12 protein-coding genes and 1 riboswitch are annotated in these 15,338 nt (G+C 43.3%); of the genes, 6 read left to right on the forward strand and 6 right to left on the reverse strand.

The annotated features are described in order from the left end of the window. Positions 1-220: 220 nt before the first annotated feature. From pflB to BLV55_RS09240, 4 genes are all read left to right on the forward strand, one after another. Positions 221-2,467 carry a formate C-acetyltransferase gene (gene pflB / locus BLV55_RS09225; RefSeq protein WP_093313673.1) on the forward strand — a complete coding sequence of 749 codons (2,247 nt, stop codon included), beginning with the start codon at positions 221-223 and terminating at the stop codon, positions 2,465-2,467. 3 nt (positions 2,468-2,470) lie between these two features. After that, positions 2,471-3,271, forward strand: coding sequence for a pyruvate formate-lyase-activating protein (gene pflA / locus BLV55_RS09230; protein WP_093313675.1), 801 nt, complete (start codon positions 2,471-2,473; stop codon positions 3,269-3,271). Continuing rightward, positions 3,217-3,939, forward strand: coding sequence for a Crp/Fnr family transcriptional regulator (locus BLV55_RS09235; RefSeq protein ID WP_093313677.1), 723 nt, complete (start codon positions 3,217-3,219; stop codon positions 3,937-3,939). The genes pflA and BLV55_RS09235 overlap by 55 nt, the downstream gene beginning before the upstream one ends. 94 nt (positions 3,940-4,033) lie before the next feature. Then, on the forward strand, positions 4,034-6,076 hold the full coding sequence (locus BLV55_RS09240; RefSeq protein ID WP_093313679.1) for a methyl-accepting chemotaxis protein: 2,043 nt from the start codon (positions 4,034-4,036) through the stop codon (positions 6,074-6,076). A 62-nt stretch (positions 6,077-6,138) separates the two neighbouring features. On the opposite strand, the gene BLV55_RS09245 is transcribed toward BLV55_RS09240, so the two are convergent. Genes BLV55_RS09245 through cbiQ form a run of 5 tightly spaced genes read right to left on the reverse strand, consistent with a single transcriptional unit; the run spans position 6,139 to position 9,730 of the window. Then, the gene (locus tag BLV55_RS09245; RefSeq protein ID WP_093313681.1) at positions 6,139-6,552 is read right to left on the reverse strand and encodes a hypothetical protein; all 414 of its coding nucleotides are present in this window, start codon (positions 6,550-6,552) and stop codon (positions 6,139-6,141) included. An 18-nt stretch (positions 6,553-6,570) separates the two neighbouring features. Beyond that, complete coding sequence (locus BLV55_RS09250; protein ID WP_093313683.1) at positions 6,571-7,191, reverse strand: CbiM family transporter; 621 nt, start codon at positions 7,189-7,191, stop codon at positions 6,571-6,573. A gap of 50 nt (positions 7,192-7,241) precedes the next feature. Continuing rightward, the gene (locus BLV55_RS09255; protein ID WP_093313685.1) at positions 7,242-8,117 is read right to left on the reverse strand and encodes a hypothetical protein; all 876 of its coding nucleotides are present in this window, start codon (positions 8,115-8,117) and stop codon (positions 7,242-7,244) included. 45 nt (positions 8,118-8,162) lie between these two features. After that, positions 8,163-8,981, reverse strand: coding sequence for an energy-coupling factor ABC transporter ATP-binding protein (locus BLV55_RS09260; RefSeq protein WP_093313687.1), 819 nt, complete (start codon positions 8,979-8,981; stop codon positions 8,163-8,165). Beyond that, complete coding sequence (gene cbiQ, locus BLV55_RS09265) at positions 8,978-9,730, reverse strand: cobalt ECF transporter T component CbiQ (RefSeq protein WP_093313689.1); 753 nt, start codon at positions 9,728-9,730, stop codon at positions 8,978-8,980. The genes BLV55_RS09260 and cbiQ overlap by 4 nt, the downstream gene beginning before the upstream one ends. A 243-nt stretch (positions 9,731-9,973) precedes the next feature. Beyond that, positions 9,974-10,147, reverse strand: a riboswitch (cobalamin riboswitch). Between the two features lie 286 nt (positions 10,148-10,433). Here cbiQ and BLV55_RS09270 point away from each other — a divergent pair. Beyond that, positions 10,434-10,973: a PDC sensor domain-containing protein gene (locus BLV55_RS09270; RefSeq protein WP_093313691.1), complete on the forward strand. Its 540-nt coding sequence runs from the start codon at positions 10,434-10,436 to the stop codon at positions 10,971-10,973. A gap of 34 nt (positions 10,974-11,007) precedes the next feature. Here the strand turns inward: BLV55_RS09270 and BLV55_RS09275 are convergent, their stop codons facing one another. Next, positions 11,008-12,060, reverse strand: coding sequence for a helix-turn-helix transcriptional regulator (locus BLV55_RS09275; RefSeq protein ID WP_176968348.1), 1,053 nt, complete (start codon positions 12,058-12,060; stop codon positions 11,008-11,010). 421 nt (positions 12,061-12,481) lie between these two features. Between BLV55_RS09275 and BLV55_RS09280 the strand changes: the two genes are divergently transcribed. Next, on the forward strand, positions 12,482-15,307 hold the full coding sequence (locus tag BLV55_RS09280; protein ID WP_093313695.1) for a bifunctional diguanylate cyclase/phosphodiesterase: 2,826 nt from the start codon (positions 12,482-12,484) through the stop codon (positions 15,305-15,307). Positions 15,308-15,338: the final 31 nt, after the last annotated feature.

Consider the following 15,338-nt stretch of genomic DNA (forward strand, 5'->3'; position numbering starts at 1 on the left):
AGGTATACGTTTCCTTCACAAGCCCCTCTAAGCCTAGACTAACTTCTCCTTCTATCTTTTTCGACACTAACCTCCAAAACCCTTTATAATATTTCTAATTTTTCCTCCAATTTAGTCTTTTCCCATTTGTGAGCGCCGTCACAGTCAGTATTCTCTTTCTTCTGTATACTGAAGCCATATCGAATAATCACTTATAAAGTGGATAAAAGGAGTGGATCACATGAAGCCTTGGAGGCTCTTTAAAAATGGCGAGTGGCAAAAAAAGGTGGATGTCAGAGATTTTATTCAACAAAACTATGAACCTTATGATGGAAATGAAGATTTCTTAGCAGAGGTTTCTCCCAGGAGTAAGAAACTGTGGGATCAAGCCGATGCATTGATTCAAAAGGAGATCGAAGCCGGGGTGCTAGATGTCGATACGGAGCATTTTTCTGGGATAGATCATTTTGAACCTGGTTATATGGATCAGGAAAACGAGGTCATTGTCGGTTTTCAAAGCGATGCACCTCTTAAGCGTATTGTGAATCCTTTTGGCGGTTACCGAATGGTGCAGGACTCTCTGGATGCTTATGGGTATGAGATGAATCCGGAGTTGGCGGAAGTATTTCAGCAGGTACGAAAAACTCATAATCAAGGGGTTTTTGATGCCTATACCACGGAAATGAAAGAAGCTCGGTCTGCTGGTCTGTTAACCGGACTGCCGGATGCTTACGGCCGTGGTCGAATCATTGGAGACTATCGGCGTATTCCTCTGTATGGGGTGGATTTTCTGATTGCTGAAAAAGAAAGGGATCAAAAGGAACTCTTAGCAGGAGCAGCTACAGAAAGCCGAATTCGGTTACGGGAAGAAGTGAGTGAACAAATCCGGGCTCTAAAAGCCATTAAGAACATGGCTTCCAAATACGGAGTGGATTTATCAGAACCGGCAACTACGGCTCAGGAAGCCGTACAATTCTTCTACTTCGCTTATCTGGCAGGAGTAAAAGAAAACAACGGTGCCGCCATGTCGTTGGGAAGAAACACAGCCTTTCTGGATATTTACATCCAACGGGATTTGCAGGAAGGTCGGCTGACGGAAATGGAAGCTCAGGAGCTGATTGATCAGCTGGTCATTAAGCTTCGCATGGTGCGTCATCTTCGGACACCGGACTACAACGCCTTATTTGCCGGCGATCCTACCTGGGTAACGGAATCTATCGGAGGAATTGGTCTGGACGGTCGTCATCATGTCACCAAGACGGCTTACCGGTTCTTGCATACTTTAACCAATTTAGGGCCGGCGCCGGAGCCAAATATGACCATTCTATGGGATGAGAACTTGCCGCCTGCTTTTAAGCGTTATTGCATGAAGCAGTCGGAAACCACCGGTGCTTTGCAATATGAAAACGACGAGTTGATGCGCCCTCTTTATGGCGATGATTATGGTATTGCCTGCTGTGTCTCCGCCATGGCTATCGGCAAGCAGATGCAGTTCTTCGGAGCCAGAACCAATCTGGCAAAAGCTTTGCTGTATGCCATTAACGGAGGTATGGATGAGCTGAAATACCGAAAAGACGGAACTCCTTACCAGCTGGTAGAAGCCATCGAACCGCTAAAAGGTGAGGTGCTGGATTACGATCAGGTAATGACTAATTTCAAAAAAGTTATGGACTACTTGGCTCGCCTCTATGCGGATACCATGAGTACCATTCATTATATGCATGACAAGTATGCTTATGAAGCCGGATTAATGTCGCTGCACGACACCTTTGTGCATCGGTTTATGGCTTTTGGAGCTGCCGGTATTTCCATTGTGGCCGACTCTCTCAGCGCCATTAAATACGCTCAGGTAAAGCCTGTTCGAAACCGATTTGGAATCGCCGAAGATTTTACGATTGAAGGTGACTTTCCTGCTTACGGCAATGACGATGACCGAGTGGATCAGATTGCCGTGGAAGTCATTGAATATTTCAGCCAGGCTTTAAAATCCAATCCGATTTACCGAGATTCAGAGCATACCCTGTCCATCCTTACCATTACTTCCAACGTAGTATATGGCAAGAAAACCGGCAGCACGCCGGATGGTCGAAAAAAAGGAGAAGCCTTTGCCCCTGGTGCTAACCCCATGCACGGACGGGATAAGATGGGAGCTTTAGCATCATTAAATTCAGTAGCGAAACTTAAGTATTGTGAGGTTTGCCAGGATGGTATTTCCAACACCTTTTCGATTACACCGGAAACCTTAGGAAAAGAATCGGAAACTCGTTATCAAAACCTGGCCGGTATTTTGGATGGTTATTTCTCCCAGGGAGCTTTTCATCTGAACATCAACGTTCTGTCCAGAGAGATGTTGTTGGATGCAATGAAACACCCACAGAAATATCCGAACCTGACCATCCGAGTTTCCGGATATGCGGTTCACTTTAATCGATTAACGGAGGAACAAAAACAGGAAGTAATTCAACGAACCTTCCATGAGGCGGTGTAGGTCATGAAACTGGGAAAAGTTCATTCTGTCGAAACCTTAGGACTTGCGGACGGACCAGGTATCCGAACGGTTTTTTTCCTGCAAGGCTGCCCTCTTCAGTGCAAATACTGCCACAATCCGGACTCTCAGTCCGGTTGTGGCGGCAATGCCATGTCGGCAAAAGATATCCTTGCCTTTGCCAAACGTTACCGGCCTTATTACCAGAAAACCGGTGGCGGTGTTACTTTTTCCGGTGGAGAACCGCTTATGCAGAGCAAATTTCTTTTAGAAGCACTGACTTTGCTTAAACAGGAAGGTTTTCATACAGCTCTCGATACTTGCGGCTTCGGTCCCGAAAGCTGGATGGACTCCATTTTAGAGGTAACAGACTGTGTTTTAATGGATATTAAAGCAACGGAAGAATCAACTCATTTAGAGCTAACCGCTAAGCCCATGAACGGTCGGGATGCTTTCTGGAAACGGCTTTCTAATTATCAGGGCACAGTATGGCTACGCCATGTTCTGGTTCCCGAATTTACAGATCATCAGGAAAACCTTGAAAAACTTTTTCATTTAGCTTCTCAGCTTCCATCGGTTGAAAAACTTCAGCTATTGCCTTATCATAAGAAGGGAATTGAGAAATATAAAATGATGGGCCTTAGAGATCCGCTGGCTGGCATACCGGAAATGGATCCTAAGCAGGCAGCGTTGTGGGAATCCACCCTGATGCAACGCTTGAAAGCCTTTCGTGAGAAAGAGAGGTTATTACTGTGCCAAAAAAGCCAGAATGCCGATGCGAAATATGTAAAGGAACCACTTGCTTAAACCAGATCCCACTCCTTTCCAGTCTTACAACGGAAGAAGCAAAGAAAATATCAGCGGGAGTTTCCTTCCGAACCTTTCAAAAGGGAGAAATCCTTTTTCGGGCTGGAGAAACCGCTGATAAGCTTTTTATTGTTTGTAGCGGAAAAGTAAAATTAGTAAGCCATACCCCGGAAGGTCGGGAACAAATACTTTATATCTTAAAAGGCGGCGATTTTTTCGGTGCCTTTAATCTATTGAAAGAAAACCAATTTGACGCTACCGCCGAAGCGTTGACCAACAGCCAGATAAGCATGCTATCAAAAGCTGAGTTTGACCGGATTATTCTCTCTCACCCGGAAATCACCTTGAAAGTTTTTGAAAAAGCCTATGAACGAATCCGAAAATTAGAAACCCTTATTGAACGGTTGTCCACTTCCAGTCTGGATGCTCGGGTAGCCGGCCTCCTACTCAATATGGTGCCAGATTTTGGAACTCATACTTCAGAAGGTGTTTTGCTGAAGCTGACCATGAGCCGGGAAGATATGGGCAGTTATTCCGGTATCGCCCGGGAAACCATGAGCCGCAAACTTCATCTCTTTGATGAGCTGGGATATATCCACTTAAAAAGCGCCCGCCAAATTCTGATTAAGGATTTGGAAGCATTACGTAAAATCTTAAACGAAGAATAGTGGGCTTTTGCATTTTTCAAATTTTCTGATTATTATTCTTGTCTTCGGGTATAAAGTCCTTATTAAAAGATTCTACCTAAAAGGAGGCATACCCATGATGACTTGGATAAAATCAGGCTTGGCAAGAAAGCTAGTAGCAATCTTATTAATCGTTATTCTTATTACTTTTGGAGCTTATGGTTTTACCTTAAACCACCAGGTAAGTCAGTTTTTCGAATCACAGGCACGTATTCAGATGGAGGGAGATGCGGCTCATATTGCCACAGAGTTAGACTTGTTTATGGAACGTTATCTTACCATTGTCCAGCAAATGGAAACCAATCAGGATTTTGTGGACTATATGAGAGAGGTCACTACCAGAGAGGAAAAAAGAGAGCATCCCTTAACCCGAAGAGTTCATCGCCAGTTGCAAAGCATCAATGAGATGGACGAAGCCATCGGTTTTGTTTTTTTAGGCTTAGCAGAAGCCAGCGACCTTTTTGCTGATGCCTATGACTATGATTCTGCACCAGACTATGTGCTAAGAGGGCGTGGGTGGTATCAAGAGACTTTACAGGCAGAAGGTCCGTATATATCTGCTCCTTATCTGGATGCGGTCACCGGTGGGCTGGTAGTAACCGCAGCAGCACCGGTTATGCAGGGATCCAGAGACCTTGGTTCCGTATCCGTCGATATCTATATTGATCAAATCCAGCGAATCATGAGTGAATATCAGGTGGGAGAAACCGGCTATGCGTTCTTGATTGATCAGGATGGGTTAACGGTTTATCACCCTGACGAAAGCATGATCGCCGAAACCAACATTCTGGATATGGGTGGAGCTTTGCAAGAAGCTGGTACCCGTATGATTGCCGGCGAATCCGGCTTTGCCGAATATGAGTTTAACGGAACCGACCGGATGATTTTTTATACCCCGGTGGAATCTGTTGGCTGGTCCGTCGCCACCATGATTCCCCGAAACGAAGTAATGGCACCTGTCCGAGCTTTTATGTTTGTAAACCAGTCTATTTTAATTGGTACGATCATTGTATTGTTAGTAGCCATGGCTATTGCTGTAAAACGCTCTCTCCGACCAGTTCCTAAAACTCTGGAAGGGGTAAAAGAACTGAGCCAGGGTAACTTAACCGTAAACTTTGACACCAGTTCTTCTGATGAAATTGGTCAGATCAATCATGGCCTTCAGGAAATGCGGGACAGCCTGTTAGAGCTAATTAAGGATATTATGGACCGGGCGGATCAACTGGCTGCCTCTTCCGAAGAATTAACAGCCTCTACGGAGCAAGCTTCCGGTGCCGCATCCGAAGTAGCCGGAGCCATTGATGAAATTGCTAAAGGTGCCGAAAGCCAGGCTTATGATACCTCCAGTGGATCTGAAAATATTCAGCAGATCAGTCAGCTTATCGAATCTGACAAACAGCATCGTATCCGGTTAAACCAATCCGCCGACACCATCAGCCAGATGAAGGAAGCAGGCGTTGAGACCGTCGGTAAATTGGTGGAACAAACAAAATCCAGTAATGCGGCTGCTCAGGAGATTCAAGATATTATTCATCGCACCAACGAAAGTGCCAAAGAAATACAGGCGAAAAGTACCAGCATTAAAAGCATTGCAGAACAGACCAATCTACTGGCTCTGAACGCAAGTATTGAAGCTGCCCGAGCTGGTGAAGCCGGAAAAGGATTTGCCGTCGTTGCTGAAGAAATTCGAAAACTGGCGGAAGACTCCAATTCCTTTACTGAAGAAATTAATCATATTATTGCCACTCTTAACCAAATCACTAGCCATGCCGTCGAAAAAATGGATGAAATCAACCGGTTTAATCAGCTTCAAAATGAGGGTGTCCAGTCTACCAATGCTAATTTTGATGGTATTGCCGACGCATTAAAAGAGATGCTAGCGATTATGAACGATCTAAATAAGTCTAGTGATGACATCGAAAATAAACGGAATGAAATTGTGCTTGTTATGGAAAACTTGTCCGCAATTGCTGAAGAAAACGCTGCCAGTACAGAAGAAGCTACGGCTTCTGTTACCGGCCAATCCGAAACCATTACCGGAATTTCCGATGGTAGTCGAGACTTGGTAAACTTAGCGGAAGAAATGCAAAAGAGCATTCATCATTTCAAGGTATACTAATCTTTGCTGAAAAAAGCCACCAGCTTCTTATGAAGAAGCTGGTGGCTTTATAAAAAGGGGGGTTATGCTGATTGCTGTTTTTTCGACCGCTTCTTAAAGAAGGCAGCGCCCGCTCCAAACAGTAGTAACACTCCAACAATGGTTGGTACTCTCGGCAGAGGTTTGCTTGCTTCTTCCCCTACCACATACTCCGCTCGATGACCAAAGTTGTCCTGAGCGATCAGTTTAACGGCTTTTTCTGAATCATAATCAAAATATCCTTCATCGTCTACATCACCACGATCTATTTCCTGATCTGCCTCATCGAAAACAGCAACCTCCGCATGGCGGTTTGGCGAACCATCATCAAAGATAACTCTTACTCTTCCTTCTTCCACCGTCTCCACCAGCATGGCATGAGCAAACGCACCAATACTTGTTAATGCCATGGCCAGTAATAGGATGATTGCGATGGAACCTAGATTTTTGCTATTCATTGTCTATCACCTCTTTCTCTATTCTGTCACCAGCATTGCCGGTTTTGCTTTTTGAATTAGTTGAAGGGCAGATGCCGTCACCAGTGCCTCTATCAGAACCAGAGGGATATGTCCTACAATCAAAATATTAATAACGGACATAAAACCTTCTCCAAAACGTGGATCGGTTAAAAACAGTAACACAATCAGTAATCCTACCGTAATCGTTACGGATAACGCTCCTACCAAAGCACCTCTTAGAAAAACCGATTTATCGGTCATTCTGCAAAAGATCTTATGCGAAATAAGAGCGGGAATGGAAAGCATCATTGTATTCGCACCCAGAGTCGTCAATCCTCCATGCTGAAAAAGCACAGCCTGAAGCAATAACCCTACAAAAATAGCAAGTGGTGCTCTTCTTCCCAGCATCACGCCCAATAATCCAGAAAACAAAGGATGAATGGTGGAAGGGCCTACCGGTATGCTGATAAGGGATACGGCGAAAAAAGCGCCTGCCATCAGACTTGTTTTTGGTATTTCTTCCTCTGTCATTCCCTTTACGGAATAGGCGATGGTAGCTGCTGTAATGGCTGTCGTTCCCACCGCTACAGGCGTACTTAAGACACCATCAGAAATATGCATTGTATCTACCTCTTTCATCAAAGCTAATGTTACTACTAATGAAATTTCTTTTTACCTGACTCCTGCTTCTACTCTACGATTACTTCAATGGATCCTGTTTCAAACGCTACTTCTCCCTCATGAAGAAATTGGAACACCACTTGAGTCGTTCCTTCCTCCACGCCTTTTACATGAACATGATCGCCATGCATATCAAAAGTGACGATTCCATCTTCAGCACCTTCTGCTAAGGCAGCACCTAATGTATAGTGGTTTCTATCCAAGGCTACTTCTTCACCATTTCCTTCTAGATAAGCACCCAGAGAAACGTGCCCTTCCTTCTCTATCACAGGAAGGCTTCCATGCCAGTGATCATCATGATAATAAGCAATTACTTCATCTTCGCTACGGTTTATAATTTCAAATAAGCTGATCTCCGTAACTTCTTCAGACGCTTCTGTTTCTGTTTCTTCTGCCGCTTCTCCTTCTCCTGCAAGTACCTGTACTTCAATTAAAGATGTTTCAAACTCGACTTCTCCATCATGAAGAAATTGAAATACCACCTGAGTGATCCCTTCCTGCTCGCCTTTTATATGGACATGATCGCCATGCATATCAAAGCTGACGATTCCATCTTCGGCACCTTCTGCTAAGGCAACAGCTATTGCGTTATGGTCACCATCCAGTTCAACGGCTTCTCCATTTTCTTCTAAATGTGCACCTAGGGACATATGACTGCCTGCTTCCACCTCTGGGATAAAACCATGCCAATGGGCATCATGATAATAAGCTACTACTTCATCTTCACTGCGATGAATCACTTCATACAAACTAATGTCTCTTACCTGCTCCTGTCCTTCACCAGCTTCAGCTTCTGGTGCTGCATCTCCTGAGCACCCAGATAGTATGAGCAGTGCTGCGAGTAAAACAATTCCTGCCAATCCTTTTTTCTTACTTAACTTCATGATATAATCCTCCTCTTTTCTCTGTACTGTTTTTATGATTTATTGTCAGCCATTAAATGGCTTGCAATCAAAAATATGATTGATCAGTGTATGTGCTTCTTCCACAGAGCGGGGTTTATGGTGCGTATCCCGAAAAAGCTTTGCCAAGGCAGGGATTGGTAACGAAGCCGCCTGTAAAATACTTTCGTCACGAAGTAAATCGTACTCACCACAGGCCAGCACTTTTCCTTTTTTCATCAATATTATTTCATCTGCCCATTCGTAAGCCATGTCCACATCATGAGTGCTGTATACCAAGGTAGCTCCTTCTCCCACCAACCGGTCCAATAATTCTCGAAAATGAGAGGCTGCTTCCGGATCTAGTCCGGAAAAAGGTTCGTCAAAGGCAAAAATAGGTGGTTCCATCGCCAGCAACCCAGCAATGGCTGCCCGCTTTTTTTGTCCTAAACTCAAGCTGTAGGGAGGTCGCTCTGCCAAACAGGAAATCCCTACTCTTTCCAAAGCTTTTTCTACCCGCTGCTGAACCTCGGCTGGGTTTAGTTTTAAATTTCTTGGCCCAAAAGCAATGTCGTTAAAGATAGTCGTTGAAAAGAGCTGATCGTCCGGATTATCAAAAAGAAGGCCTATCTTCTTTCGTATTTCCTGTAAATGAGCCTTCTCTACCGGCAAACCATGAATTTTCACTTCTCCCTGCTGAGCAGGAATAATACCGTTAAAGTGATATATCAAGGTTGTTTTTCCACTACCATTAATTCCCAGAATGGCGGTTTTTTTACCTGCTTTGATTTGGAGGTTAACCTTTTCAAAGGCTGGTGTTGTATCTGGATAGACATAACTTAATCCAACGGTTTCGATAGCAATCATCCTAGCACCCCCTGTTCCAACATAATAAGCGTTATGATAAACATAACGGGAATTCCTGATCGAATCCAATCTTTCCCTGTGATTTTTCTCGGTTTTCCAATCGGCATTTCTCCTTGAAATCCTCGGGAACTCATCGCTCGGTAAACTGTTTCGGATCGATTAATGGATTTGATAAACAGTCCGCCAAACAGTTCGCCGTAAATCCTTAAGGAATATCGGCTAAGCTGTGCCTGAAAGAGCCTGGATTTCAGTGCTTTTAATGTAGTTTGCATATCCTGAATAAAAAGAAACCCATATCGGTAAGCAAGATAAATGGTTGTTGTAATAATTCTGGGCATTTTTAAGTGTTCCAACGCTTCCAGCATTTCTTCCACTGGTTGATTGATAAAAACAAATAAGGTGAAGGTCATTGCTGTCAGGGCTTTCAGTACAATCAATGCGGCAAACTCTATCCGATCCGGAGTCGGCGGAATCCCTGCTCCAAAAATCAGTGGCAGGCTCATCAATCCAAGAAAAGGAATCAATACGGCCAGCTTCTTCATGAGTTGCCCCAAAGATAAACCACCCCATCCTGCATAAAGGATGGCAAAGATAAAAGCTACCCCTAGAAATTTCACTTCCGCCAAACTGATAACCCCAAAAACATAGATAAGGCCTGAAATCAATTTCGTTCGTGGATTCCAAGTAGATGCTTTCCATCCACCGCTTTCTTTTTCAATACACTGAGACATAGAGTGATGATCGCTCATTGATAAACCCCTTTACCTATCAACAAAACCTATCAACAAAGACGTTTGGCGTCTGCTGTCATTGAGAATTTCAAGTTGATAATAAATCATTCCATTCAAAATAAAAATAATAAGTGCTCACTAACAAAAAAACAATTCCGGTCTTCGCTTTTGAAGACCGGAATTTCTCACACAAAAAACACTTAACGATGACTGAAGACAAAGCAAGTGCATGAGTAGCGACCAGCCCTTTCACTCGAAGGGTAACGCACAAACATTCAGGCAGGTCTCCTGGCTTGCACTCCACACTCTCCCCATCTTCCCGGCTTTTGCCAGTGATCTATCGGGGACAGCTCCTGCTTACAGTGACGGGATCGCACCGGACTTTCACCGGTTTCCCTATTCTCCCTTACGGGCACCTGAACGGTTTTATTAAGTTTCATTGTTTTTTCATTTCTTGATTCAGCTAAATTATCACACTAAACCTTCTGTTTGTCAAGTAATCACTCCTTGAACTATGCCTAAGGACCCAACAAAACCCTCTATGAGCAGCAACAAAAACCCATGGAAAAACTTTTTTAATCCTGTAAAATCATAGGTGATGTTAAACCAATAACAACGTATCTTAACAAAATCCCGGAAATAACCATAAATCCGAAATGAGGTGAATCCGACGAATCCCCTACTAATTGGTCTTAACGCAATTCGAAAAGGAGTGTTTATAATGAAATCAACCAACCTTAAAACCACATTATTATCTACTGCTGCCATCTTAGTACTGACTGTCTTAATGACGTCGACCAGCTTGGGTGCTTCCATCGGTGAAACTGTTAATCTTAATCTAACCAGCCAAGCTCATGGGCAACATGCGGTTCCCAACGAAACGCAGCGCCACCCGGTATCTTCCTTCGATGCGGCCGAACTTATTTATCTGGAAGCTGTCTCTGTTCATCCTATTATTTTAGACGATTATGTTACTTATGAAGATAAGATGGCTTTTTTTGAAGCAGAAGCCGAAAAAGCCGGCTATATTGGTTTTCGCTTTGCCGACCTGCAGGGTAATGCAGTGGCTTTAGATCAGCAAGGAAAAGAATTTGATGTTGCGGATCGGAAGTATTTCCAAAACGCTTTAGCAGGCGAACCAAATGTTTCTGATGTATTAGTAAGCAAAGAAACAGGAGAATCGATTGTAGTTTATGCAACGCCGGTATATCTTAACGAAAACCTGGCAGGCGTGTTGTTTGCTTCCAGAGTAGCAAAGTAATCTAAAAATCTGACGAACCTTCGTAAAAGGGCCGTCAGATTTTTTTTATTCCTTCAATGGAAAACCGTTCTCTATAAACGGTTACATATTCACTAGGCGTCATGCCTGTATATTTCTTAAAGGTTTTTCGAAAATGCCCATAATCTGTATAATTCAAGTAGTCCATCACGTCATAAACACTTCGCTTTGAATCCAGGAGCAGATAACGGGCACCATATATTTTAGTACGCATCATGTATCGGGTCAGACTGACCCCGCTTTCCGTGATAAAAGTTTTACTTAAGTGACTTCGGTTAACAAAAAGCTGATCGGCAATATCCTGAACGGTTTCCAGATCGAATTCTTTATCCAGATAGATCGAAATCGCCCGTCGTACCAGCGGATGTTGAGCATGAGGCAAAAAGATGTCCCGGTAGGCCTGCTGAATAAAAAGCAAGGTGGCAATAAACTGTTCCTGCGGATACTCAGCTTCTTCAATCCACTCAGCGGCACCCTGGGCAAAATCAACCACTTTTTCACGAATAGAATGTAGTGGCAAAAACTGTATGATCCTTTCTATGGCTTTCGCATAGTTCGGAAACTGATCCTCCGCCCCTTCTTTTCGCTGGTTCATCAACGTCCAGTAACGAAAAAACAAAGGCTCTGATTTCGGATAGGGAGCCGCAATTTCCTCTGCAATTTTTTTTGACATCTGAATGAGATCTCTTTCATTTTGAAGGAAATAACCGGATAATCGCACAAACAACTCTTGGATTTCAGTAGCAGGGATCATAGCTTCCATATAATCAAAACAACCTTCTAAAAAAACCCTTCTTACTCGTCGATAATCTTTGCTATTTCCAGAAATAATGGTGATGCTTTCCTGCACCATTGATAATCGACACGGTCGCTCCAAGGAAAAGTAAATTTCTTCTTCTATCAAAAGCAAATCATAGCGACTCGCAAGATGCTTTACCAGGAAATCATCTTGCTCTTGCCTTGTCCAGGGAATCACATCAATCGATACTCCCAGGTTTTTATGATGAGAAGACCACTCATCCAGCCAGTCTGTCCAAATATTCCCTATGATACCGCATCGAATAACCATCGTAGTCCTTTCCTGTCGCATCTGATATAATCATTTCCTGCAAATTCATCATCTGTCACAAAATCCATCATCTGTCACAAGATTCATTGCAAGATTTCCAAATATTTTCTATCTTTCCATTATAAACCTTATACCCTATGATGACAACGAAACTCACCTTTTCTGTCTTTCGAATCAAAGGAAGCGCCGCCATGCAAAAAGAAAGATAACCTCTCTAATTTTTTGAATACTTTTTCATTTCTGTCAAAAATCGTTGTATTCTTTTCAGGATGGGTATGATTACTAATATACGGATTTCAAAATATGGATTCCAAAATATCTTTAGCCTAAATAAAGTTCTTCTTTCATTCCTTTTGAGAGGACATTCCCCCAAAAGCATGCTTCAGTGGCTTTGAAACAGCAACCTAAAGGCGGTGTTCCTATGAAATGGTTTCATAAGCGTATTTCCAGAAAAATGGCAGCCTTGACAATGGTTTTATTGCTTGGTTTTTTACTCCTGGCAGGTACTATTCTAAAACAGCAGGCCGCCGATGAGTTGCGTGAAAGCAATCATCAGCGTCTTATTACAGAAGCCAATCATCTGCAAAAAGATTTGGATGCCTGGTTAAAGGAATATATCACATTGGTGGATGCCATGACGACCAATCAAGATTTTCTCACCATCTTGCAGGAAATTGATGACCCCTATACCAAGCACCTCCACCCTCTTTATCAACAGGTTGTTCAGCAGCTTCAGGCAATCCGGCGCCAGCGTCCTCATATTTCTTTGGTTACCGTAGCCCTTGCGGAAGCCAACGATTTAATCACGGATCGCTATCATTACTATATCCATCCAACCTTTGATTTAGAAAACCGAAATTGGTATCAGGAAAGCATTGAATCCTCCGGAACCATCATCACTTCTCCTTATTTAGATTTTGTTACCGGCGAAATGATCGTTTCGGTTTCCCGAACACTTCGAACGGATGGTCGAGAAATCGGTGCCGTCGCCTTAAATGTAGAAATGAAAAGCCTTTATGAGGTCATGGATGCTTTTCAGATAGGCGAGGAAGGATATGCCCTTATTTCCACCAACCAGCAGGAAGTCATTTATCATCCTGAGCTACCGGTTTTATCCATGCCCGGCCAGTACCATTTACCAGATTTTTATCCGCCGGGTTTCCTTTCCGGAGAAAGCGCTGATCAGGAAGCCCGCCAGTTTGATAAAAATGGTGACATCTGGTATTTTTCCACCACTTCTCTTCAGAATTTACCTTGGCAGATTACTGTTATCATGCCAAAGGACGAAGTCATGGCTCCCCTTGAACAGTTAAAAGTCCGGTATTATCAGTTGATGAGCGGAATGATGCTCTTCGCTGCACTGGTAGCTTTATGGATCAGTAGAAAGCTTTCAGCCCCTATTACTTCAATCACAAAAGAAATAAACCAGTACGAGCACGAAAAGCAAATGATGGTATTTCCTGCCACGTATTATCAACGGGAAGATGAACTGGGTGACTTAGTGCGCGGCCTTCACGAGATGAGCCATACCATCAGCCAGTATACAGAAGAGTTACAGGCACAAAATGAGGAGCTGATCGATGAAACCAGACAGCGGAAGGAAATTCAGGATCGTTTAGAACTAATTCTAAAGCTTCTAGCCGGTACTCAGGAGGCTACTTTCATTTTAACCCGAGAAGGAAGGTTGCTTTACGGAAACGAAGCTTTTTATGAAGCCCTTCAATCTTCTGCTGACACACTGGAAAATCAAGAAGTGCTTGCCACCTATTTTCATACGGATATTCATCATCTTTCGACAGTCACCAAAGGCGATTCTCATACTTATCAAACCCATGTCGTATTTGATATCCCAGAAACCTATGAACAAACTTTATTCCATATGGGCCTTCGCTCTTTAACCTTAATGGATCAGGTTTATTATTTGGGTTATTTAGTTAATATTACGCAAGAACAGCAACAGGCACAAACTATTTTCCGGCTGCAAAATATCGATCCATTAACCGAGCTTTATACCGCTTCCTATATCCAAACCAAGGCTATTGAATACTTAGAAAAGAAACCACACCAGTCTTTTGCCTATTTATTGGTTAACATCCGTGAGTTCCGACACATCAACGAAGCCAGAGGTCATCATTACGCTAATCAGGTATTAATTCAGGTGGCTAATTACTTAAAAAAAGCTATTACCGACACCCACGTTGCTGCTCGGGTAGGCGGAGACGAATTTGCTTTATTTATTGATGAAGCGGATCAAAAGGACAAACTATTCCGTCGGGTAAAAGAAATCAGCGACGGACTTCAAGAGCGTTTTCTTATCAATGGCGAAACCGTTCAATTAAAAGTCGCCATCGGGGTGGCTGTCTATCCGGACGACGCCAGACATTACAGTGGGTTAGTAGCCGGAGCAACTTCCGCCCTCAATTATGCCAAGGAAGTAGGTTCCGAATGGGTTCAGTTCTTTAACGAAAACTTAAACAAGCGTTCTGTCCGCCGGTTTGAAATGAGAAATAAACTGGCTACCGCTTTGGAAAATCAGGAGTTTTATTTGGAATATCAGCCTTTGGTGGATATGCATACCAACCAGTGGGTAGGATTGGAAGCCTTGGTTCGATGGAAAAGCGATGTCGGCAAAACGCCGCCAGACGTTTTTATTCCTCTGGCCGAAGAAACAGAAATTATCCTGCCCCTGGGAGAATGGATATTAGAAAAAGCCTGTGCCTTTTCCAATAGCCTTCGTCAAAAACAATTTCCTGGTACTATCAGCGTTAATTTATCGGCTCTGCAATTTTCCTATCCTTATCTGATCCAAATGGTGGATAAGGCTCTGGAAAAAAGTGATGTTTCCATGACCGGTATCGAACTGGAAATCACCGAAAGTCTGTTGATGAATAATGAACAGGAAGGGGTTAAGCTTCTGGATGAGCTAAGAAGCAAAGGCATCAAAGTGTCCATCGATGATTTTGGTACAGGCTATTCTTCCCTTTCTTATTTAAAGAAGTTCAAAGTGGATAAAATAAAGATTGACCGATCTTTTGTGAAAGATATCCCTGATGACGACGATGGAACCATTGCCAAAATCATTATTGAGCTGGCCGAATCCCTCCAAATGGAAGTTGTTGCTGAAGGGGTGGAAACAAAAGCTCAGGAAGCCTTTTTAACCCGGGAAGGATGTCGCATTGCACAAGGCTATTACTACTCAAAACCTTTGTCCGAAAAGGAAGTGCTTCAAGCCTTAGAAACACGCTAGCTTTTCCCAGTTTTATTTTTTGTTTCTTCCC

Source organism: Tindallia californiensis (assembly GCF_900107405.1).
Lineage (GTDB): Bacteria > Bacillota > Clostridia > Peptostreptococcales > Tindalliaceae > Tindallia > Tindallia californiensis.